Raw genomic sequence first — 22,706 nt, 5'->3', positions numbered from 1 at the left:
TATGAGTCAAGCCTGATTTACCGGTCGTTAATCAATTATGGGTTGCGGACGTCACCCCGCGTGTAAGAAATCCACCTCTTTCGAGATGAAGCCGGGTGTGATTGCCCCTCGTCACAGGAGATTCCGTAAACCATTGATTTTGCACAAACAAGAGGAAGCCATGCTTGGCCATTGCCATTGGACAACGCCGAAAGATACTCAACTTTCAGCTGATCCCATCGATGGCCCGGCCGAAGCGCTGCGCTAGGGTAGGAATTCGTCCATACATCTCATCCCCTTCCGCGAAGCCGGCAAACGCTATGGTTGTAAAATTTCGCACTGCGAAAGGAAGGGCTTTACGGCGCCGCCGTTTTTGACGATGCTTTGCTTAGCAGCTGCAGCATGCGCTTCGCGCAAACCGCTTTTTGGAGACTGTGCGCTCAATGGCCTTGCCGGAAAGCTCCTATGAAAGACTGCGCGCCACCGACTGCGCCGACGAGATCGCTTATGTGCGGGCCTGCTTACGGTTATATTTCGCGGGGCCGGCCGCCTCGGCCGGTGAAACGTGGACGCCGGGCCTTTCCGACGCTGTCGTCACTGATATCGCCAGGTTGAACAAGGTCGGTACCTTCGTCTTGAAGGCGCTGTCGCGTACGCCGGCGCATGAGAGGCCGGCCGAACTGTTCCAGTGGCTCGAAACCTATCGCAGGAGGACGGTGTCGATGAACGCCGCCTGCCTGATGGATTCGATCGCCATTCACGAGGCGCTGCTCGACAGGCGGATTGATTTTGTGTTCCTGAAAGGGCCGTTCCAGCAGCATCTGCTTTACGACGATCATTTCATGAAACCCTCGGGCGATATCGATATTCTGGTTTCGCCTGCCGGGTTCTTGAAGGCACGCGAAGCGTTACGCTCGATCGGCTACGAAGTATCGGGCAAGTCGCGTTCGGTCTGGTGGGTCCGCTTCCTCGGCGAACAGCACATGATCCGTGGCAATGGGTCGAAATCATCCACTGTCGACCTTCATTACCGGCTTCAGCAGCCCGGCTCGCCCAGTCCGCGCGATGCCGACGGGTTCCTGCGGCGAAAGCGGCTGGTCGAGATCACCGGCGCCGAAGTCCCGTTCACGTCGGCTGCCGACACGCTGATGCTGGCCTGCATCAGCGTCGCCAAGGCACTGTTCAACCGGGAGCCTTGCGCCGGCTACGTCTGCGATATCAGGGCCAGCGCCAGCCGTCTCGGCCACGCCGATCAGCAGCGTGTGCTCGATGCGGCGGTGAGCCAGGGGCTGGAGGACACGCTGCTGCTCGGCCTGCGTTCCGCCGATGTGCTGCTCGGCGGCACCGGCACGCTTCTGTCGGAGCGGGCCAAGCCGATCCTGTCGCGCATCGGCAATGAAGACCTGCTCAACATGGTCATCGCGCCATGGCTGTCGTCGCTGCGCGGGCCGCAGCGACGCACGGTGTTGTGGGAATTGTGCGGCCGGGCTCCGGTCCGTTACCTTTCCGAGGCCGGTTGGGCGGCGTCGGCGGACATCAGCCGCCGCATCTTCGAACGGCCAGCCGGCCCGTGAAGGCGGCGAATATCGAACGCGTACAGGGCGAGGGCAGATCGGAACCTGTGCAAGAGGCAATTCCATGTCGATGACGAAATCCCAAGTCTGCGTGATCATCGCGGCCAAAAACGCGGCGCGAACGATCGCCGTCGCCATCGCGTCCGCGTTGCGCGAACCGGAAGTCGGGGAGGTCGTCGTCGTCGACGATGGCTCCACGGACAATACGGCCGAGGTCGCACGCTCCGCCGACGATGGCAGCGGCCGGCTTGCGGTGATGCGCCTCGACGTCAATCGCGGCCCTTCTTTTGCCCGCAATGCGGCGATCGCCGGTTCACGAGCCCCGTTCATCAGCATTCTGGACGCCGACGATTTCTTTCTCGAGGGCCGGTTTCGCAACCTGTTTGTCGGCGCCGATTGGGATTTCGCCGCCGACAACATCATGCTCATCAGGGATGACGCGGCTGGCGATGCAACCAAAATCGTCGCCCCGGATTTTGCCGCCGATCCGGAATTCCTCGATTTCGAAGGATTCGTAGAAGGCAACATCTCCAGGCGCCGCGTCCAAAGAGGCGAACTCGGCTTCTTGAAGCCGGTGATCAGCCGTGCCTTTCTCGACCGCCACGGGTTGCGCTATGACGAGAGCCTGCGGCTAGGCGAGGACTACGAGCTTTACGCGCGAGCGGTCGCCCACGGGGCACGGTTCAAGGTCATCCGTTCCTGCGGCTACGGCGCCATCGTCCGCGCCGATTCACTCAGCGGCCGCCACAAGACGCAGGATCTGAAGCGGCTGGCCGATGCCGATCTGGCGCTGCTGGCGATCGACAGCCTGCCGGAAGGGTCGAAAGCAGTGCTACGGCGGCACGAGCGGCATGTGCGCGACAAATACCGGCTGCGCAATTTCCTCGACGTGAAGGCCGAGCGGGGCCTGGCTTCTGCCGCGGCCTACGCCTTCGCAAGCCAATCCAACCTCGTCCCCATCGTCCAGGGCGTGGCCTCCGACAAGATCGAGGCGCTGTTTCGCAGTGTTGGCCTGGTCTCCAGGAACAAGCACGTGCCGCCGCTCCGTTTCCTGATGGCTGGAACCAGTACCGGCAAAGGACGGTAAGGCGCGGTGTTACCTGCCGACCGCGAGGCCGCCACGCAACCATTTCCATCGGATTTATGAGTTTACGAATTGGGTGGTTGCCTCGCGGCTCTGGGGATGGCAGTCTATGTTGCGGTGCAACAAATTAAACGACCAGCCGAACTGGCCCCCGATCGGACTGGTGCGAAGTCTCTCTTCGTCAGAGGAGTTGGGCGACGCGGTTACGAGTTTTCAGCCCCGGTTGCGGGGATCGGCCAGTGGCCTGGCCTGAAAGCCGGTCCAGGAAGCCGGCGATGACGGGAATTTAAGTTCATGGCCTCGATATTCGGCTTCAGATCAAGGGATCCGGCCCGCGACAGGCAGACCGACGTTGCGCGCCTGGACCGGCTGGCGAAGCTGTTCGAGCAGATCGCCGCCGAGATCGAGGCGGAGAAAACCGGCTTGGAGAGCCGCTACCGCAAGGAGGCGACCAACGCGGCCTTTCTGGTCGAAGCCATGGAAAACGGCTCCGCCTCCGATCGCCGCTCGTCCGAAGTCAGCGCGTTGACGCAGTCGATCCTGAACAGCGAGCGCCGCATCGCTGCGCTGTCGCGCCAGGGCGGTAGGATGCGCGAGCTCCGTCATTCGCTGGACGTGGTCTTCGACGAGAATACGAGCACCGATCCGGCGGCGGTCGACCCCGCCAGGCAGGCGGGAGCCGGCCGAAATTGAAGGCGGCGGCGCGGGACCGTTACGGCGAAGGTGATGCAAGGCTGGACGTCGGGAGGGTGATTGAAAAGGTCAAGGTTGGCCCGTTTGGAAGCGGTTCGAACGTCGACTTTGGGTTGGGGACACAGCGCAAAGGTGAGTCACTCATGAATTCGGATCCAAAGACCATGTCCACGACAGCAATAGACGCCCCTTCAGCCCTGCATTTCTGGCGGCGGTCTGGTCTGGCGGTCGCTTTGCTGCTGGTCGCTCTTGGCAGCCTGCCGGCAACCCCGTCTCATGCGCAGGATATCCAGTCCGCGCCCTCTTTCGTCGACGATTTCAAGAATTTCGACCGCGAGCGCTGGTACGTTTCAGACGGCTGGTCGAACGGCAGCCATCAGAATTGCACCTGGTCGAAAGGCTTGGTCAAGCTTTCCGATGGCGTTCTTTCGCTCGGATTCGCGAAGCAGAAGACCAAGGATCGCGAGTTCGCCTGCGGCGAGATCCAGACCAAGCAGCGTTTCGGCTATGGTACCTATGAGGCGCGGATGAAGACCGACACCGGCCCCGGCCTCAACGCGGCTTTCTTCTCCTATATCGGCCCATCCGACAAACAGCCCTGGGACGAGATCGACTTCGAGATCCTGACCAAGGACACCTCCAAGGTGCAGGTCAACGCCTATATCGCCGGCAAGGGCAAGAACGAGAAGCTGGTCGACGTGCCGGGCGGCACCGACAGTGCCTTCAACGACTATGCCTTCGTCTGGGAGAAAGATAGCCTGCGCTGGTATCTCAACGGCCAACTGGTGAACACCATCACCGATCCCGCGAAGCTGCCCAGCCATGCGCAGAAGATCTTCTTCAGCCTTTGGGGTAGCGACACCATGAAGGGCTGGATGGGAGCGTTTGCGGACCCGGGCCGCAAGCTTTCGCTGCAGGTCGAGCGGGTCGCGTTCACCGCGCTGGGTCAGCCCTGCCAATTTCCGGAATCGCTGGTGTGTAGTGTAAAAGAGCTGGGAAAGACGAATTGAACCGGCAGGGCCGAGAAGCGGTCCGCTGCCCTGGATGGGAATGAAACCGAATGAACTTGACGGTGTTTGGAATTGGCTATGTCGGCTTGGTGCAGGCGGCGGTGCTTGCCGAGGTTGGCCACCAGGTTGTTTGCGTCGATATCGACGCAAACAAGGTGGAGCGGCTCAATCAGGGCCTCGTTCCGATCTTCGAGCCGGGTCTTGAAACCATCGTCAGGGAGAATCACGCCGCCGGCCGCATCAAGTTCACCACCGATGCGGCGGCCGCCGTCAGGCACGGCGAAATCCAGATGATCGCGGTAGGCACGCCGCCCGGCGAAGATGGTTCGGCCGACCTCAAATATGTGCTGGCGGTCGCCGAGACCATCGGCCGCGAGATGGATACCGCCAAGATCGTCGTCGGCAAGTCGACCGTGCCGGTCGGCACCTGCGAAAAGGTGAAGGCCAGGATCGCCGAGACGCTGAAGAAGCGGGGCCGCGAGGATCTGAGCTTCGACGTCGCCTCCAATCCCGAATTCCTCAAGGAGGGCTCCGCGGTCGCCGACTGCATGAAGCCCGACCGCATCATCGTCGGCACGTCGAGCGAGGAAACCGAGGCGGTGATGCGCGAACTCTACGCGCCCTTCAACCGCAACCACGAGAAGATGATCGTGATGGACGTGCGCAGCGCCGAATTCACGAAATACGCCGCCAATTGCATGCTGGCGACCAAGATCAGCTTCATGAACGAGATGGCCAACCTCGCCGAGCAACTCGGCGCCGACATCGAGGAAGTGCGCCAGGGCATCGGCAGCGACCCGCGCATCGGCTATCACTTCATCTATCCGGGTCTCGGCTATGGCGGCTCGTGCTTTCCCAAGGACGTCCGTGCCCTGATCAAGACCGCCGAGGGCGTCAAGTACGACGCCAAGCTGCTGCGCGCCGTCGAGGAGCGCAACAATGACCAGAAATCCGTTCTGTTCGACAAGGTGCACCGCTATTTCAAGGGTAACCTCAAGGGCAAGACCTTCGCGCTGTGGGGCCTGGCCTTCAAGCCCAACACCGACGACATGCGCGAGGCGCCCGCGCGCGTGCTGATGGAGGCGCTCTGGAACGCCGGCGCGGCCGTGCAGGCCTATGATCCCGAGGCCATGCAGGAATGCCAGGCCATCTACGGGCTGCGCGACGACCTGCTGTTGTGCGGCACCAAGGAGGCGGCTCTGCGCGGCGCCGATGCGCTGCTGATCGCCACCGAATGGAAGAGTTTTCGCGCACCGTCCTTCGATGCGCTGAAGGATGCGCTGACCACGCCGGTCATCTTCGATGGCCGCAACCTTTACGATCCCAAGGTCGTGGCGCGCCACGGCATCGAATATCACTCGATCGGCAGAATGGCGGCATGAGATCGGGCGCGGAGAGCCGAAAGCAGGATCGGGCCAAACGCCCGGCGTAGAAGGAATTGTAGCTGATGGTGCTGGACGTAAAGCCCGAGCAAGCCACCAAAGATCATTTCGATGTTGTCGCGATCGGTTCCGGCTTCGGTTCGGCTTTCTTCCTGCATGAATTCGCCAGGCGGCGTAAGGCGCGCATCCTGGTTCTGGAGTGGGGTCGCCACAACACGCATGAATGGCAGCTTGACCAGAACGTCAACACCGACATAGACGACGAGACGACCTACAGCACCAATTCCGACAAGCCGTGGAATTACACGATCGGGCTGGGTGGCGGGACCAATTGCTGGTTCGCGCAGACGCCAAGATTCCACCCCAATGATTTCAGGCTGAAAAGCACCTACGGCGTCGGCAACGACTGGCCGATCAGCTACGACGATGTCGAGCCGTTCTATTGCGACGCCGAAGACATCATGTCGATCTCCGGCGATCCCGACATGGCGGCGATGCTGCCGCGCTCGAAGCCCTTTCCGCAGCCACCGCATCGCATGTCGACGCCGGACAGGATGATGAAGGCGGCCCAGCCCGACCAGCATTTCGTCATGCCGACCGCACGGGCGCGCGTGCCGACCGCGCAACGCAGCTCCTGCTGCGCCAATCTGCGCTGCTGGCTGTGCCCGGTCGATGCCAAGTTCACGGCCAATAACGGCCTTATGCATGTCTTCGAGCATCCCGACGTTTCGGTCTGCCTCGGCTCCGAAGTGCGGCGGCTCGACCATGTCGGCGGCACGGTCCGTTCGGTCGCCTTCGTGCATGAGGGCAGGGAATATCAGGTCAGCGGCGACCTCTTCGTTCTCGGCGCCAATGCCATCCAGAGCGCGGCGATCATGCTGCGCTCGGGCCTGGGCGATGAATTCGTCGGGCGCGGCCTGCATGAATCCTATGGCTGGAATTTCGAGGTCTATCTCGACGGCGTCGACAATTTCGACGGCAGCACCATCACCACCGGCCTGAATTTCGGCCTCTATGACGGTCCGCACCGGTCCGAGCACGCGGCGGCCCTCGTCTATTTCGAGAACCGCTGGCAGCACGGGATGCGCGCAGAGAAGGGCCGGCTGCGCCAGGCGCTGCCGCTGGTCGTGGTCACCGAGAACCTGCTCGATCACGAGAATTTCGTCACCCTCGACGAGGATGACAACGCCTTCGTCTCCTTCAAGGCGCCGTCGGACTATGCCGTCAAAGGCATGGCCCGGGCGCTGGACAAATTGCCCGGACTGCTTGCCCCGTTGCCTGTCGAACGGCTCTTCGACCGCGGCATCCGGCCAACGGAATCGCACGTCCAGGGCACATTGCGGATGGGCACCGGCCCGGCTGATTCGGTGATCGACAGCAACATGATCCATCACCGGTTGAGAAACTTGGTCGTCGTCGGCACCAGCACCTATCCAAGCTGCTCCTGCGCCAACCCGAGCCTGACCGCGGCAGCTTTGTCCCTGCGCGCGGCGAGCCGGATGGCGTGACGGGAAGGGAAGGAGGTAACCCATGATGGAAATCTCACGGCGCTCGGTCTTGGCCATCATGGCTGGTGGAGTTGCATCGACTGGCGTGGCCTTCGCGGCGGTGTCTTCGTTTTCGGACGAGGACCTGGTTCGCGTCACGCTCGAAAAATACCTCGGCGGGTTGAACATGCGCATCGAGCACCTGCAGCAGTTCGTGCTGGAGTTCCGCAACCGCAATCCGTGGCTGTTTCCCAGCGAAAAACTGGGCGACGCCGTCACTTTGCTCGAGACGGTGAAGCTCGGCCAGGCACGCAAGTTGTTGCCAAAGCGGAAGCAGCGCGACCTCCGGCATTTCGACCGCTGGGTCGTGGCCGAATTTCACATGTTGACGGACTACGCCTCGCGCAGTTCGCCTAGTGATCCCATCCGGTTCACCGGATGGCAGCCATGCACAAATCCGTTCGCGACGCTTGATCCGCCAAAGACTGCGTGAGGCTGCACTTGACGCTGCCGTTCATCGGCCGTGGGCATTGAAACGCGATAGACGAGGAGCCAGGACCATGAAAGTTCTCTTTGCAGGCGGCAATGGCTACCCACCGGAGTTCAGCGGCGGCGTCCAGTCGAGCACTCATCATCTGGCCGAGCAGTTGATCGAGCATGGGCATGAGGCCGCGGTGCTCGCCGCGCTGTTTGGCGATGGTGTCTTCGGCTTCAAGGCGCGTGCCAAGATGAAGCTTTTGCGCCAGCCGGCGGTCGTCGACAGTTTTCCCGGCTACCCAGTGATTCGGGCGTGGTTTCCGTGGGAGGCGGCGGCCTTCGCCGTCAACAGGGTCAAGCCGGATGTGGCGGTGGTTCAGTGTCACAAGTCGGTTCCACTCGGCAAGGCGTTGCAGGCCAAGGGCGTGCCGCTGGTCGTCTACCTCCGCAACGTCGAGTTTCACGAGCTTGGGGGCGACCTGCGCGACCTGCATTCGGCGCTTTATATCGCCAATTCCGAATTCACCGCGCGTACCTACGCCAGGGAGTTCGGCATCGAGGCGGCGGTGATCCCTCCGACCATCAATCCGGCCCACTACAGCACGCCGACTTCAGGCCAGTTCGTCACCCTGATCAACCCTTATGAGGAAAAGGGCTTCGAGCTTGCGGTGCGGATCGCCGCCGCGTGCCCCGAAATCCCGTTCCTGTTCGTCGAAAGCTGGAAGCTGGCGGACGATCACCGGGCACGCATCGAACAGACGATCACGCCGCTCGGCAATGTCACGCTGGAGAACCGCACCAGTGACATGAAGACGGTCTATGGCCGCACCCGGATCCTGCTGGCGCCCAGCAAATGGGAGGAGGCCTGGGGGCGGGTTGCCTCGGAAGCCCATTGCAGCGGCATTCCGGTCGTCGGTTCGCGCCGCGGTGGCTTGCCGGAAGCGGTCGGCCCTGGCGGCACGGTGCTCGACTATGATGCCCCGCTCGCCGAATGGGTCGCGGCCGTCAGGCTCTTGTGGAACGACAACAAGGAATATCAGCGGGTCTCGGCCCTCGCGCGCGGCTTCGCCGGCCGGCCGGAACTCGACCCCGACCGTCAGTTCGTCACCTTCTTCTCGATACTGGACAGAGCGGTGCAGCAGCGCGCACGCCAGGCCGCGTAGCCAAGCAGCGACCCGATCGGTTCTGCATCAGGCTGGGCGCTTGACCCTGTTCTTCAGCGTTTCATAGCCGCGTGCACCGAGCAGGGCGCGGGCAATGGTCTTGGCGGCGCTCTTGCGGCCCTCCTGCGAGTTGACCTGGCGCAGCCTCGCCGGCAGGTTTCGCGCGGCCTGGCCAAGTGCTGGCAGCGACAGCGCATCGGGAAAACTGACCATGTGCGTCTCGACGCACAGGACCGGTTTCCCCGACAGTTTGGCAATCCTCAGCGCCTGGGCATGTTCGCTTTCGATGAACAGGATGGCGTCGGATTTGCGATAGAAATCGGCCTTGAAACTGCCATGCGCGCCAAGCCGCTGGCGCTCCGCCTTGCTCGGCAGATCGAGCATGATCAGCTTGTCGTACTTGATCTCGTGCTTGGCGAGCCACGCCTCCGTCAATGCACGGTATTTCTCGAGCCGGCTGGTGACCAGCCAGCCGATCTTGTGGGTCACGGCATGAAGCGGCCGCGCCTCGCTGAGGAATTTTTCATAGGCAGGCCCGTCGTCGTTCTCGGCCTCGGTCGGATCGAGACACAGCACCCCGTCAATGTCGACACAGCATTGCGCCAGGAATTTGTGATGCATGAAGTTCCACTGGAACATGCGCGGATGCGGCACGACCTCGAACACCAGATCGGTCTCCTGATGCTCCGGCTCCAGGCCGAAGACGGCGGCAAAGGTGTAGTCAGCCTCGATACCGCCGCTCTTGATGCGGGCACGGGCGTCGCGCATCGCATTACCGCCGGCGATGCTGTCGTCGATCACCAGCACCTTGCGCATGTCCGAAACCTTGCGGTCCAGGGCCGCGCGGCGCTTGGTGATGCCTGACGTGTAGACCCTGCCTTCGAGGAAGGAGTCCAGGTCGGTCATCGGAATGTTGGCCGCAAGGCTGACCAGCGTCGCCGCCAGCACGCCGCTTCTGGGCACGCCGACCACCAAGTCGATGTCGCGTGGCAGCCGGTGAAGGTTGCTCACGATGGCGTCGTTCATGTCGGAGATCGATCGGTAGTGCATGGATCAGGCCTGATGCTCGGGTGGGATATGGAATAGACGACAAAGGCGCCGAAATTATTGCGCCTCGCGCGGCGTCGCCCCCGGCGCCCTTGCCGGCAGCATTTTCAAGGCCTCCCGCAAGGCTTCGCGCCCGGCGGCGAAGGTCAGCGCGACGACGATGGTGATCGCGTAGGCCAGGATGACGCCGCTTGCCAAGGCGACGACATGCTGCTGCGGCAGCATCGGCTTGACCAGCCAGACCGCCCCAAGCGCCAGATGCGCGCCAATCACGAACGGCGCTGCCGTGCGCAGCACATGGCTGGCTCGCAGCGGTCCGCTCTTGCCGACATAGAGCCATAGGAAGGGCGTGCGCAGATACTCGCTGACCGCATAGGCGACCGCCACGCCGAGCGCGCCGTAGGGCAGGCCGAGCGCGAAGGCAAGCACCGAGGTCACCGCCGTGATGATGCCCCAGCGCATGAAGTCGCCGGACCGGCCCTGGCTGACGAAAAGCCAACCAGCCGGATTGTTGAGCGGCTGCAGCAGGCCGGCAAAGCCGAGCGCCAGGAAGATCGAGGCGCTGGCGCGCCACTGCTCGCCGAGCACGAAGGGGATCAGCACATCCGACATCGCGGTGGCGAAAGCGACGCCGGGCAGCGCCACCAGAAGGATCAGCGGCATCACGCGCAGATAGGCGCTGCGATAGCGGTCCGGCTCGTCCTTCAGTCGCGACAGCGCCGGCACCATCACCTTCGACAGCGGATTGGTGATCTGGCTGAGCGGGAACAGGAGCAGCTTGTAGGCGCGGTCGTAGAGTCCGAGCTGGGCCTCGCCCCAGTATTTGCCGATCAACACGTTGTCGAGATTGCGGGCGAAGAAATTGGCGAAATTGAAACCGGTGATCCCGGCACCGAAATTGATCAGCTCGCTGATCCCGGCGACCTTGCGCGGCATGCCTGGGCGCCAGCGCGAGCTGGCCCAGTAGCACAGCGTCGGCAGCACCGCGCCGGTCAGCGTGCCGGCAAACAGCGCCCAGTAGGAACGGTCGATGAAAGTCCAGGCGATCGAGACGGCCAGCCCCGCGACGGCCCCGGCGACGTCGATGATTGCCAGGCGGCCGAACTGCATGCGACGGGTCAGCAGCGCCAGATGCTGGGCTCCCAGGCCATAAGCCAGGATCTGCAATCCCAGTGCCGCCACCAGACCGGCGACGCGCGGCTCGCCATAGAAGGCTGCGACCAGGGGTGCCGCGCCCGCGAGCACGCAGGCGAGGACCGCGCTGACGGCGACATTGATCCAGAAGAGGTAGTTCACCTCCTCATGCCGGATGCCCGATTTCTGGATGGTCGCCTGGGTCAGGCCGAAATCCTGGAACAGGGCGATGAAGGCGAGCACAGGAGCGCACATGGCCACGACGCCGAAATCCTGCGGCGACAGGAGTCGCGACAGCACGATGACGGAAATGATCTGCGTAGCGACCCGCACCGATTGCGCCATTGCGGTCACGACGGCACCGCGGCCGACCGATTTGCGCAGTGAGCCTTCCGGCGGATCGAATGGATTGGCTTCCAAATTCAGGATTCCTGATCTTTGCGCGGATTTCGGAGCCCCGAAATCCACAACCGCCGCCGACCACAAACTACGGCAATAATTTTGCAGTGCAACAGAAAACGTGGAACGGCGCGCCAAAAATGTTGCGATGCAGCAAGAGCTGTACTAGGCTTCCCCTGGGTGGGTCAAACAGCGGTCGAGTTTTCATGCTGCATGTCTTGTACCTGGTACATGATGTTTCCGACCCGGCGGTTCGCCGGCGGATCACGATGCTCAGGACAGGTGGCGCCCGGGTTACCCTGGCGGGCTTCCGCCGCGCCGCCACTCCGATTGCCGATATCGAAGGCATGCGGCCAATCGACCTTGGCGCGACGCGCGACGGGCGATTCGCCCAGCGGCTTGCGGCGGTGGCAAAAACAGCGGTTTCGATAGGTTCGAAGCTCAGGGACGTGCCGAAGCCCGACATCATCATCGCGCGTAACTTGGAAATGTTGGCGCTGGCCCGCCGCGCCCGGTCGGCTTTCGGCGCCGCTGTCCCGATCGTCTACGAATGTCTCGACATTCACCGCCTGGTGCTTCGCGACGATGTCCTGGGCAAGGCGCTGCGCGCCACCGAGCGTCATCTGGCGCGGGATGTGCGGCTGCTGGTGACCAGTTCGCCCGCCTTCATCGCCAATTATTTCAAGCCTTTCCGCCAGGTCGCGGCGCCGGTGGAACTGGTCGAGAACAAATATTTCGAGGCGGCGGCGATTCTGCCGGCCGAGCGCGAGGCGGTGGAAGGACCTCTCGCCCCGCCGTGGCGGATCGGCTGGTTCGGGGCGCTTCGGTGCCGCCGCTCGCTCGAACTGCTGGCCGGTTTCACGCGTCACATGGAAGGCCGGTTCGAAATCGTCTTGCGCGGCCGTCCGGCACTTTCCGAGTTCCCGGATTTCCATGCCTTCGTCGATGCCGAACCTTACATGTCGTTTCGCGGGCCGTATCGCAACCCGGAGGACATGGCGGCGATCTATCACGACGTCCATTTCTCCTGGGCAATCGATTTCTTCGAGGAGGGACAGAACTCCGAATGGCTGCTGCCCAACCGCCTTTATGAAGGCTGCCGCTTCGGCGCGGTGCCGATCTCGATGGACAACACCGAGACCGGACGGTTCCTGCGGCAGCGCGAGATCGGCGTTTTGCTGCCGCAGGCCACGCCCGAAGCGCTCGAAACCGCGCTTGGCGGGATGGAACAGCACCGCTTCGGCAGGCTGAAGGCGCGCGTGCTGGCCCACAATCCGAGGATGTGGAGCTACGATCGCAGCGACTGCGGCGCCCTGGTCGAAAAACTGCGCCGCCTGACCACAGTGCGCGGGCCGCTCGCGACCGAGGCCCTGGCATAGGATGGACATCGCCCGATGACGCAAGCGCTTGCCTCCACCCTGATCGTGATCCCGTGTCTCGACGAGGCGACTCATATCGGAGCGCTGCTCGACCAGCTTTGCCCGGCGGCGGAACGGCTCGGCGCGCGGATAGTCGTTGCCGATGGCGGCAGCACCGACGGCACGCTGGCCATTGTCGGCGAGCGCCAGAGGGACGACCCTCGCATCATCCTGCTTCACAACGAAAAGCGCATCCAGAGCGCCGCGATCAACCTGGCGGTGGCCAAATTCGGCGAGGGTGCGCACTATCTGATCCGCATCGACGCCCATGGCGGCTATCCCGACGACTATTGCGACCGACTGGTCGAGGAGGCGTTGGCCACCGGCGCGGATTCGGTCGTGGTGTCGATGCTGACCAGCGGCAGCGGCACGGTGCAGAAAGCGGCGGCGGCGGCGCAGAACTCCAAGCTCGGCACCGGCGGCTCCAAGCATCGCCATCTCTCCGCCGGGGAGTGGGTCGACCACGGCCATCACGCACTGATGCGGATATCGGCCTTCCAGGCCGTCGGCGGCTATGACGAGACGTTCAGCCACAATGAGGATGCGGAACTCGACTATCGGCTGAGGCGGGCAGGCTACAGGATCTGGATGAGCGGCAGGACGCAGATGGTCTATTATCCGCGGACCTCGCTGCGCGGCCTTTATGTCCAGTATCTCGGCTATGGCCGCGGCCGCGCCAAGAATGTGCTGAAACATCGTGTGATCCCGAAGGTCAGGCAGATGGTGCCGCTGGCGGTCTTCCCGGTGGTTCTGCTGGCGGCCTTCTCCTTCCTGCACTGGATCGCGGCGCTGCCTCTGGTGCTGTGGGTGGCGGTTTGCCTGGGCTACGGCCTGGTGGCGGCCATCAGCCAGCGCAATGCCGATATCGCGCTTGCCGGCGTCTCGGCGATGGTCATGCATTTCGGCTGGTCCGTCGGCTTCTGGCTGCAGCTTCTCGGCCTCGGCACGCGGCGGAGGGCGGCGTGATGGCGGTTGAGGTCAAGCATCGCAGCATCGACATCGGCGTGTGCACATTCCGGCGGCCGGAACTGGCCGACACGCTGCGCTCGCTTGCCGCCCTGGCCATGCCTGACGGCTTCGAGGTCGGCGTCATCGTCGCCGACAATGACGACACGCCGAGCGCCAGGGACCTGGTGACGGTGCTGTCGCAGGAATTGAAGTTGCCGGTCCGCTACCGGCATTGCCCGGCCCGCAACATCTCGATCGCTCGCAACGCTTGTCTCGAGGCCAGCGAGGCCGATTTCCTGGCCTTCATCGACGACGATGAGACCGCTACGGCCCACTGGCTCGCCGAACTGGTGGCAACGGCCGAAAAAAGCGGCGCCGCCGCGGTTCTCGGCCCGGTGCGCGCGCTCTATCGTCCGGATGCGCCGGAATGGATGCGCCGCGGCGATTTCCATTCCACCTTGCCGGTCCGCGTGCACGGCGAAATCCGCACCGGCTACACCTGCAACGTCCTGCTGCGCATGGCATCCGACAGCTTGCGCGGCCGCCGCTTCAGCCTGGCGCGCGGCCAGACCGGCGGCGAGGACACCGAATTCTTCGACCAGATGCACAAGGCAGGCGGCCGGATCGCCTTTGCGCCGGAGGCATGGGTGGACGAGGCGGTGCCGAGGGCCAGGGCCGCATTCGACTGGCTCAGCCGCCGCCGCTTCCGGGTTGGCCAGACTCACGGTCATCTCCTGGGCCGCGGCGCCAGCGGCATCGCGCGAGTAAAGCAGGCCGGCCTTGCCGCGGCAAAGGCCGCTTTTTGCTTCGCCGCGGCACTTCCGGTTGCAGCCAGTCCGGTCCGCAGGAACCGCAGCGTGTTGCGCGGCATCATGCATGTCGGCGTTGTCAGCGGTCTTGTCGGTGTCCGCGAACTGCGCCTCTATGGCCAGCCTTCACCAGGGGAAGGAGGCAAGCGTGCAGCCTGACGTTTCGTCCGTACCCGATGTTTCTTTTGTGATCGCCGCCTACAATGCCGAGGCAACACTTGATAGGGCGGTCGCCAGCGCCATCGCCCAGAAGGGCGTCAGCCTTGAGATCATCGTCGTCGACGACAAGTCGCGTGACGCCACGCTCGATGTGGCGAGGGCCTATCCCGAGCATGTCGTGCGCGTCGTGGCGCTGGAAAAGAACAGGGGCCCCGGAGGGGCCAGGAATGCCGGGCTCGACGCCGCCCGCGGCAGGTGGATAGCGGTTCTCGATGCCGACGACGCCGTCTTTCCCGGACGCGTCGCCGCCATGATCGGCCGCGCCGAAAAGGCGGGCGCCGAGATCGCCGTCGACAATCTCCAGGTCGTCCGTGAGGACGGCGTGGTCGAGGACGCGATGTTCCCGCGCCAGTATCTGGAAGGCCTGCGCGAGATTTCGCTGGCCACCTACATCGCCGGCAACGTCCTCTTCGAATCGAAGTTCAATCTTGGCTATCTCAAGCCGATCTTCCTGCGCCGGTTCCTCGACGAAAACCGGCTTCGCTATGACGAGAAGCTGAGGATCGGCGAGGACTACATCCTGTTTGCCGAAGCCCTCGCCATGGGCGGCAGATGCGTGGTCGAGCCTGAAATCGGTTATGCCTATCATATCCGCAGCGGCTCCATCTCGCGCGTGCTCGAGCCTCATCATGTCGAGGCGATGCGCAAGGCCGACGAGATTTTCGCTCAAACCCATTCGATGGACGCGGCCGCGCAGGCGGCATTCGCCCGGCGCGGCCGCAGCCTGCGCAAGGCGGCCTCGTTCCTGGCGATGGTCCAGCACATCAAGGCGCGGTCCCCGCTCAAGGCGATCCGGACGGCGCTCAGCGACCCGGCGGCGGTCAGGCATATGGGCATGCCGATCGCCGTGCGGTTGCGAAGAGTAGCGGCACAGTTTGCCGTCGGGGCGGGGAGGTGAAGATGCAGGCACATGGAGGGATTTTTCGTGGCCTGTGAATGGACTGTAGTCGATCTCCTCAGAAGGAATTTGCGATGAAGAAAATCAGGAAGGCCGTGATACCGGTGGCGGGGCTTGGAACGCGGTTCCTGCCGGCGACCAAGTCGATGCCGAAGGAAATGCTTCCCGTCGTCGACAGGCCCGTCGTGCAATATGCGGTGGACGAGGCCTTCGAGGCCGGCATCGAGCACATCGTCTTCGTCACCGGCCGCAACAAGGCGGTCATAGAGGACTATTTCGACCTGCATCCGGAATTGATCGGAACCCTGGAGCAAACTGGCAAGAAGACTCAGCTGGAGGCGCTCGAAAGCATGCTGCCGGTGGCCGGCGCCACCTCCTTCATCCGCCAGCAGTCGCCGCAAGGCCTCGGCCATGCCGTCTGGTGCGCCCGCGAGGTCATCGGCAACGAGCCCTTTGCCCTGCTTTTGCCTGACATGGTCTCCTTCGGCGGGCGCGGATGCCTGGCCGAGATCACCGACCTCTATGCACAGACCGGCGGCAACGTCATCGCCGTCGAGCGTTGCGATCCCACCGAGACCAACAAATATGGCATTGTCGGCCGTGGCGCCGACATTGGCGGCGGTTTCGAGGTGACGGCCATGATCGAAAAGCCGGCGCCGGCCAACGCACCGTCGAATTTCTACATCAATGGCCGTTATATCCTGCAGCCCGAGATATTCCAGCTTCTGGGCAACCAGCAGCGCGGCGCCGGCAACGAGATCCAGCTGACCGACGCCATGGTTCGCCTGTCGCAGGAGCAGCCATTCTTTGCCCAGCCTTTCAAGGGGCGCATGTTCGACTGCGGGTCCAAGGAAGGGTTCATCCAGGCCAATATCGCCTTCGCGCTGGCGCGCGACGACATGAAGGGTCCGGTTTTCGAGATGCTCCGGGAGTTCGTCCGGACGCATGAACGCCAGGAAGAAGCCGCATAATGCCCATCTTTCGGGAGTATTGTCGGGTGGCTGACGGCGGAGGCGCCGGCCGGCTCCGCGCTGTCCGGCACCAAGCGTGTGTCGCGCCTGCCAATGCTCCCGATCTCTCCGGGGCCTGCGAGCGAGACAAGCCAGAATTGGACCGAAGATGAATTATGCCAATTTTCCTCTCGACAAGAGGATGCCATTGCCGAATTCGGAAGCAGGAGACGGCGACGACTTCATCGACATCGAGCGGCTGCTTGGCATGGCCGCACGGCAGGCCAAGGTGGTTGGCGTGTGCGCCATCATCGGCCTTTTCCTGGGCATGCTCTATCTGCAGACCACGCCGCCAAAATTCGTGTCGGTTTCCAGCGTGTTGATCGATGAAGGTCTGAACAAGATCGTCGACGACATCTCGGCGGCATCGACGACGATGCAGACCGATTCCGCGATTCTGAGCCAGATCGAGATCCTGACCTCGACGCGGCTTGCCGCCGTGGTCGTCGACAAGCTCAAGCTCGACCAGAACGACACGTTCATGAACCCGCCCCAGTCGGCCCTTGCCCAGGGCGTTGGCCTGATCCGCGGTCTGATCCAGTATGTTCATCCGAGCAGCCCGGTCATGCCGGGCGTCGGCGATATCACCAAGCTCGACCCCGCCGCGCGCGATGCGCTGATCGCCGCGTCGCGCCGCGACTACGCTATCCTCAAGCTGCAGAACGAGATCAGGGCGGATCGCGTCGGGCGAAGCTACGTTATCGCGCTTGGCTACCAGGCGACGGATCCGGCATTGGCGAAGGCCATCACCAAGGCCTATGCAGACGCTTATCTCGCCGACCAGCTCGATGCCAGCTTCGACGCCACCGAGCGCGCGGCGGTCTGGCTGCAGGGCCGATTGACGGAGCTGCGCGAGAGCTCGCAGCAGGCATCGCTGGCGGTCGAGAAATTCAGGGCCGAACACGGCCTGTCCGCCAACAGCGACGGCCAGCTGATGAGCGACAAGCAGCTCGCCGACCTGAACGCCCAGCTCATCGTCGCGCAGGCCGACACCGCGCGTGCCAGCGCCCGTTACCAGCAATACAAGTCGATCGTCGACAGCGGCTCGGACAACGCTTTCAAGGATGCCGCCATATCCAGCGACCAGCCAGCCAGCTCGGTCATTGCGGCGCTGAAGACCCGCTATCTCACGGTCGCCAAACGGCAGCAGGATGTCGAGGCGAATTTCGGCCCGCAGCATCCGCAGGCGGTGGCGCTCGCCAAGGAGAAGGCCGACATCTCGACGCAGATCTTCGGCGAACTGAAGCAGCTCACCGAAAGCTATCGCAACGAGTATGAGGTGGCGTTGGCGCGCGAGACCGCGCTCAGGGCCAATGTCGCCGCCGCGCAGGGCAAGAGTTCGATCGACAACCAGTCGCAGGTCCAATTGCGTGATCTCGATCAGAAGGCGACGGCACTCTCCACGCTCTACCAGACGTTCCTCGGACGCTACGAGGAAGCCGCGCAGCAGCAATCCTTCCCGGTCGGCAAGATCCGCATCATCTCGGATGCGTCGACGCCGCTTGCCGCCTCAAGCCCGCGCACAGTCATCGTGCTCGGCCTTTCGCTGGTGCTCGGGGTTCTGATGGGCGCCGGCTTCGGCGGCCTCAACGAGTTCAACGAGCGGTTCTTCAGGACCGGCGAGGAGGTCCGCGACCGCGTCGGCCTCAAATTCCTCGGTTACCTGCCGACCATCGGCAGCAAACCGAGCAAGGAAGACAAGCCAGCCGAACCCGATCTCAAGGTCGCCAGATCGCCGGCCGCGATCGAAAGGCGCGCACGGATGCGGGTGAGCATCGACGCTCCGGCATCGATGTTCTCCGAAACGCTGCGCAGCGCCAAGATCGCCTTCGATGTGGTGATGGAAGGGCAAGGCAGCCGCGTCATCGGCGTGATCTCGGTCCTGCCCGGCGAAGGCAAGTCGACGGTCGCGGCCAATCTCGCCGGGCTGCTCGCCGCCAATGGCTCCAGGACGCTGCTCATCGATGGCGATCTGCGCAATCCGGGCCTTAGCCGCAGCCTCGGCATGGAAGCCGAGCAAGGCTTGATGGAAGCGGTGGTGAGCGGCCAGACCTGGCAGTCCGTCGGCAAGATCGACAGGCAGACCAAGCTGGCGATCATCCCGGCTGTGCTGCGCGGCCATTTCTCGCACACCAGCGAGCTTCTCTCCTCGGCCGGCATGCGTCGTTTCATCGAAAACGCCAAGGAGACCTTCGAATACATCGTCGTCGATCTGCCGCCGCTTGGCCCGGTGGTCGACGCCAAGGCCTTCGCGCCGCTGGTCGACGGCTTCGTGCTCGTCACCGAATGGGGCCGCACGCCGCGCGCCATGGTGCGCTCGATGCTGGAATCCGAGCCCTATGTCGCCAACAAGATCGTCGGCGCGGTGCTGAACAAGGTCGACCTGAAGAAGCTCGCCAAATACGGGTCGTTCGGCGCGTCGGAGAAATTCTTCGACAAGTACTCGAGCTATTATCTCGACAAGTCGGAAGTGCGTTCGAAGGCGGCGGTCTGAGATAAGGCCGTTGCCATCATGTCTTGAACCCGCGCAGCGGTTCTCATTCCGAAATCGCACAAAGTTTCGGCACCGTCCGGCCGCCGTTCATGCGGCCGGACATGAGGCGGAGCGGCGTATAGGTCGAGGCTATGCCGCCTTCAGCCGGTAACGGAAAAGCGTGTGGTCGAGCAGCAGCCGGATGCGCGGTTCGGCCTCGGTTGCCACCAGCCAGCTTGCCGCGATCATGGTCGCGCCGACCATTGCCATCGACAGGAAATAAGGCAGCCCGGAGCGCACCATGGCGCCGAGCATCGCCGCGCCGATGACGTCGTGGATCAGATAGAGCGGATAGGTCATCAGGCCGATCCGGCGCCAGCCGCTCCATCTGAGATCAAGCGTGAGCGACCACGCCATCAGCGCGATGGCCGCGAGGAAGATCAAGATTGGCGGCCCGTACGGCATCACGGCTCCGACTTTGATGCTATGGACGTCGACGGAGCTGGCGATCTGCAGCACCCCACCGCCGAGGAACAGCAGGCAGAAGCCAAGGCGAGACGCCGTCACCGCCTTGAACCGCATCAGCCAGATGAGCACGCCGACCGCGAAGAATGAGCCATGATGCACCAGCACGAGCTGCAGCCACCGCGTCTCGGCGAAGGCGGACCAGCCGAGCGGATAATAAAGGCACCAGAACAGCGTGCTGACCATGCCGATGACGATGGCAACCCTTTCCATCAGGTTGAAACGGCCGAGCCGCAGCAGGATCCAGACGATGGCGTAGAAGGCGATTTCGATGCCGAGCGTCCAGTAGACGCTGTCCACCCAGGGACCATAAGGCGCGAACAGGCCGGTGCGCACGAGCCGAACCACCGCATCGGTCGGCCAGCTCAAGCCGATCAGCAGCAACAGCGCCGTGGTGATCGGGGCACAAATCCAGACCGCCGGCGCCAGCCTTTTGACCCTTGCCTCGAAAAACCGCAGCGGCGTCGAATTCTCGGCGCTGAAGGCAATGACGAAACCGCTGATGACGAAGAAGATCTCGACGCCGACCCAGCCAGACCCGACCCAGGCGCCGACCCCAGGCTGCGCCGGAACGCCACCAGTCGCTTGCGCCGAGATGCCGTCGGGATAGGCCCACACCCAGAAGCCGTAGTGATAGACCATGACCAGCACGGCGGCGAGAAACCGCAGGATGTCGATACCGCCAAAGGTTATTTTTTTCTGAGCCATGCGATCCAATCGAATGGCCCCCCGCGGGAACTGTAGGGCGGAATGTTGCATCGCACAATCTACGATTGCGCCCAGCGGTCATCACAAAGTTCGCCGCGTCGCAACATCGCGCAACGGTAGCTCCAGTCAGGTCCCGGCAGTGCTCCTTAGACGCCGATTCCGCGCTCCGTCAGGGCAGCGGTGATCTCATCGAGGATGGCGGGGTCGTCGATGGTTGCAGGCATCATCCACGCTTCCTTGTCGGCGATCTTCTGCATGGTGCCGCGCAGGATCTTGCCCGAGCGCGTCTTGGGCAGGCGCTTAATCGTCACCACGGTCTTGAAGGCGGCCACCGGGCCGATGCGCTCGCGCACCAGCGCGACGACCTCCTTCTCGATGGCGGCGCCGTCGCGCGCGACACCGGCGTTCAGCACCACGAAGCCGAGCGGAATCTGGCCCTTCATCGCATCGGCGATGCCGACGACGGCGCATTCGGCGACATCGGGATGGGCGGCCAGCACCTCTTCCATGGCGCCCGTCGACAATCGGTGGCCGGCAACGTTGATGATATCGTCGGTGCGGGCCATCACGTAGAGATACCCGTCCTCGTCGATCATGCCGGCATCGGCCGTCTTGTAGAAGCCGGGGAACTCATCGAGATAGGCCTGGCGGAAGCGGGCATCGGCGTTCCACAGGGTCGGCAGGCAGCCCGCCGGCAGCGGCAGCTTGACCACGACATTGCCAAGCGTGCCGCGCGGCACCTCATGGCCGGCATCGTCGAGCACGCGGATGTCGTAGCCGGGCATCGGTACCCCGGGCGAGCCGTACTTCACCGGCAGCAGGCCGAGCCCGGCGGGGTTGATGGTCATCGGCGATCCGGTCTCGGTCTGCCACCAATGATCGACCACCGGCACGTTCAGCTTCTGCTCCGCCCATTTGATGGTTTCGGGGTCGGCGCGTTCGCCGGCCAGGAACAGGGTGCGGAATTTCGACAGATCATATTTCGGCACGAACTCGCCTTTGGGATCCTGCCCCTTGATGGCGCGGAAGGCAGTCGGCGCGGTGAACAACGCAACCACGCCATGTTCCGCGATAACGCGCCAGTAGGTGCCGGCGTCGGGCGTGCCGATCGGCTTGCCTTCGAACAGGATGCTGGTGCAGCCATGCAGCAGCGGGCCGTAGACGATGTAGGAATGGCCGACCACCCAACCGACATCGGACGCCGCCCAGAACACTTCCCCGGGCTTCACGCCGAACTCGTTTTCCATCGTCCATTTCAGCGCCACCATGTGGCCGCCATTGTCGCGAACGATGCCCTTGGGCTGGCCGGTCGTGCCTGATGTGTAGATGATGTAGAGTGGATCGGTGGCAAGCACCGGAACGCAGTCGACATTGGCGCCGGCCGCCCGCTCCCGCGCGACCGCGTCCGCATAGTCGATGTCGTAGTTTTCCCTGAGCTCGCAGCGCAACTGGTCGCGCTGCAGGATCAGGCAGGCGTCCGGCTTGTGGCGGGATATCTCTATCGCCTTGTCGAGCAGCGGCTTGTAGGCGACGACGCGGCCGGGTTCCAGGCCGCAGGACGCCGAGATGATCAGCTTCGGCCTGGCGTCGTCGATGCGGGTGGCGAGCTCATGCGAGGCAAAACCACCGAAGACGACCGAATGCACGGCGCCGATGCGGGCGCAGGCGAGCATGGCGATGGCCGCTTCCGCCACCATCGGCATGTAGATGATGACGCGGTCACCCTTGCCGACGCCGCGGTTCTTTAACACCGAGGTCAGCGCCACCACCTCGCGCTTCAGTTCGGCATAGGTGAACTTTTTCACCGTGCCGGTGATGGCGCTGTCGTATATCAGCGCGATCTGGTCGGCCCGCCCGCCGGCGACATGCCGGTCAAGGGCATTGTAGCAGGTGTTGCAGGTCGCGCCGGTGAACCAGCGGCCGTAGACGCCGGCGGTGGCATCGAACACCCTGTTCCAGGGCGAATACCAGTCGATGGCGCCGGCCGCGTCGGCCCAGAATTTTTCCGGGTCGCGTTTCCAGCCGTCATAGATCTCGTGATAGCGTGAAGCCATCCGTACCCTCCCGGAAACCATTTGCCGTCTTTGCAAACAGCCTATGCTGTTTTTTCCGGCGCTGTCTTCCCTGATTTTCGTTTGAACCGGTCTTGTCCTGACCGGGATGCCCGCTGTCCGACGATATCGAGCGAGAGGATGTGAGCGCATGCGCCATCAATGGTCGATCGAGGCCAGGCTCGAGGAACCGTCCGACCTCCTACAGCCTGTCGGAT

At 63.4% G+C, this 22,706-nt stretch carries 18 protein-coding genes; 14 read left to right on the top strand and 4 right to left on the bottom strand.

Going from position 1 to position 22,706, the window contains the following annotated elements; translation table 11 throughout:
- Window positions 1-422 precede the first annotated feature (422 nt).
- From LB554_RS10165 to LB554_RS10130, 8 genes are all read left to right on the top strand, one after another.
- The gene (locus LB554_RS10165) at window positions 423-1,553 is read left to right on the top strand and encodes a nucleotidyltransferase family protein (RefSeq protein ID WP_224584335.1); all 1,131 of its coding nucleotides are present in this window, start codon (window positions 423-425) and stop codon (window positions 1,551-1,553) included.
- A gap of 64 nt (window positions 1,554-1,617) precedes the next feature.
- Entirely contained in the window at window positions 1,618-2,640 is a 1,023-nt protein-coding gene (locus tag LB554_RS10160; protein ID WP_015314223.1) for a glycosyltransferase family 2 protein, read from the top strand.
- 291 nt (window positions 2,641-2,931) lie between these two features.
- Complete coding sequence (locus LB554_RS10155; RefSeq protein ID WP_140660027.1) at window positions 2,932-3,330, top strand: hypothetical protein; 399 nt, start codon at window positions 2,932-2,934, stop codon at window positions 3,328-3,330.
- 143 nt (window positions 3,331-3,473) lie between these two features.
- On the top strand, window positions 3,474-4,340 hold the full coding sequence (locus LB554_RS10150; RefSeq protein WP_224584443.1) for a family 16 glycosylhydrolase: 867 nt from the start codon (window positions 3,474-3,476) through the stop codon (window positions 4,338-4,340).
- Between the two features lie 50 nt (window positions 4,341-4,390).
- Complete coding sequence (locus LB554_RS10145) at window positions 4,391-5,722, top strand: UDP-glucose dehydrogenase family protein (RefSeq protein WP_015314220.1); 1,332 nt, start codon at window positions 4,391-4,393, stop codon at window positions 5,720-5,722.
- 65 nt (window positions 5,723-5,787) lie between these two features.
- Window positions 5,788-7,230, top strand: a complete 1,443-nt coding sequence (locus tag LB554_RS10140) for a GMC oxidoreductase (protein ID WP_224584333.1) — start codon at window positions 5,788-5,790, stop codon at window positions 7,228-7,230.
- A gap of 22 nt (window positions 7,231-7,252) precedes the next feature.
- A complete protein-coding gene (locus LB554_RS10135) occupies window positions 7,253-7,702 on the top strand; it encodes a hypothetical protein (protein ID WP_224584332.1) in 450 nt (149 codons plus the stop codon).
- Between the two features lie 67 nt (window positions 7,703-7,769).
- Window positions 7,770-8,849 (top strand): glycosyltransferase, encoded by a 1,080-nt coding sequence (locus tag LB554_RS10130; protein ID WP_140821600.1) that lies wholly within the window; start codon window positions 7,770-7,772, stop codon window positions 8,847-8,849.
- Window positions 8,850-8,876: 27 nt separating this feature from the next.
- Here LB554_RS10130 and LB554_RS10125 read toward each other — a convergent pair whose 3' ends face one another.
- Window positions 8,877-9,899 carry a phosphoribosyltransferase family protein gene (locus tag LB554_RS10125; protein ID WP_015314216.1) on the bottom strand — a complete coding sequence of 341 codons (1,023 nt, stop codon included), beginning with the start codon at window positions 9,897-9,899 and terminating at the stop codon, window positions 8,877-8,879.
- A gap of 54 nt (window positions 9,900-9,953) precedes the next feature.
- Window positions 9,954-11,450 carry a lipopolysaccharide biosynthesis protein gene (locus LB554_RS10120; protein ID WP_224584331.1) on the bottom strand — a complete coding sequence of 499 codons (1,497 nt, stop codon included), beginning with the start codon at window positions 11,448-11,450 and terminating at the stop codon, window positions 9,954-9,956.
- A 185-nt stretch (window positions 11,451-11,635) separates the two neighbouring features.
- Between LB554_RS10120 and LB554_RS10115 the strand changes: the two genes are divergently transcribed.
- The 6 genes from LB554_RS10115 (at window position 11,636) to LB554_RS10090 (ending at window position 19,225) form a co-directional block, all read left to right on the top strand.
- The gene (locus LB554_RS10115; RefSeq protein ID WP_224584330.1) at window positions 11,636-12,808 is read left to right on the top strand and encodes a glycosyl transferase family 1; all 1,173 of its coding nucleotides are present in this window, start codon (window positions 11,636-11,638) and stop codon (window positions 12,806-12,808) included.
- A 15-nt stretch (window positions 12,809-12,823) separates the two neighbouring features.
- A complete protein-coding gene (locus tag LB554_RS10110; RefSeq protein ID WP_140614931.1) occupies window positions 12,824-13,813 on the top strand; it encodes a glycosyltransferase family 2 protein in 990 nt (329 codons plus the stop codon).
- Window positions 13,813-14,763: a glycosyltransferase gene (locus LB554_RS10105; protein WP_140875672.1), complete on the top strand. Its 951-nt coding sequence runs from the start codon at window positions 13,813-13,815 to the stop codon at window positions 14,761-14,763. The genes LB554_RS10110 and LB554_RS10105 overlap by 1 nt, the downstream gene beginning before the upstream one ends.
- The gene (locus tag LB554_RS10100) at window positions 14,753-15,721 is read left to right on the top strand and encodes a glycosyltransferase family 2 protein (protein WP_224584329.1); all 969 of its coding nucleotides are present in this window, start codon (window positions 14,753-14,755) and stop codon (window positions 15,719-15,721) included. Before LB554_RS10105 ends, LB554_RS10100 begins: the two co-directional genes overlap by 11 nt.
- 74 nt (window positions 15,722-15,795) lie before the next feature.
- Window positions 15,796-16,692 (top strand): UTP--glucose-1-phosphate uridylyltransferase, encoded by an 897-nt coding sequence (locus tag LB554_RS10095; RefSeq protein WP_224584328.1) that lies wholly within the window; start codon window positions 15,796-15,798, stop codon window positions 16,690-16,692.
- A gap of 148 nt (window positions 16,693-16,840) precedes the next feature.
- A complete protein-coding gene (locus LB554_RS10090) occupies window positions 16,841-19,225 on the top strand; it encodes a polysaccharide biosynthesis tyrosine autokinase (protein ID WP_224584327.1) in 2,385 nt (794 codons plus the stop codon).
- A 129-nt stretch (window positions 19,226-19,354) separates the two neighbouring features.
- Here LB554_RS10090 and LB554_RS10085 read toward each other — a convergent pair whose 3' ends face one another.
- Entirely contained in the window at window positions 19,355-20,437 is a 1,083-nt protein-coding gene (locus tag LB554_RS10085) for an acyltransferase family protein (protein WP_224584326.1), read from the bottom strand.
- Between the two features lie 146 nt (window positions 20,438-20,583).
- The gene (locus tag LB554_RS10080) at window positions 20,584-22,491 is read right to left on the bottom strand and encodes a propionyl-CoA synthetase (RefSeq protein WP_140660515.1); all 1,908 of its coding nucleotides are present in this window, start codon (window positions 22,489-22,491) and stop codon (window positions 20,584-20,586) included.
- Window positions 22,492-22,706 lie beyond the last annotated feature (215 nt).

The sequence above is a fragment of the Mesorhizobium sp. CO1-1-11 genome, assembly GCF_020164995.1.
In the GTDB taxonomy this organism is placed as follows: Bacteria; Pseudomonadota; Alphaproteobacteria; order Rhizobiales; family Rhizobiaceae; genus Mesorhizobium; species Mesorhizobium australicum.
This window is presented reverse-complemented; position numbering and strand designations above follow the sequence as displayed.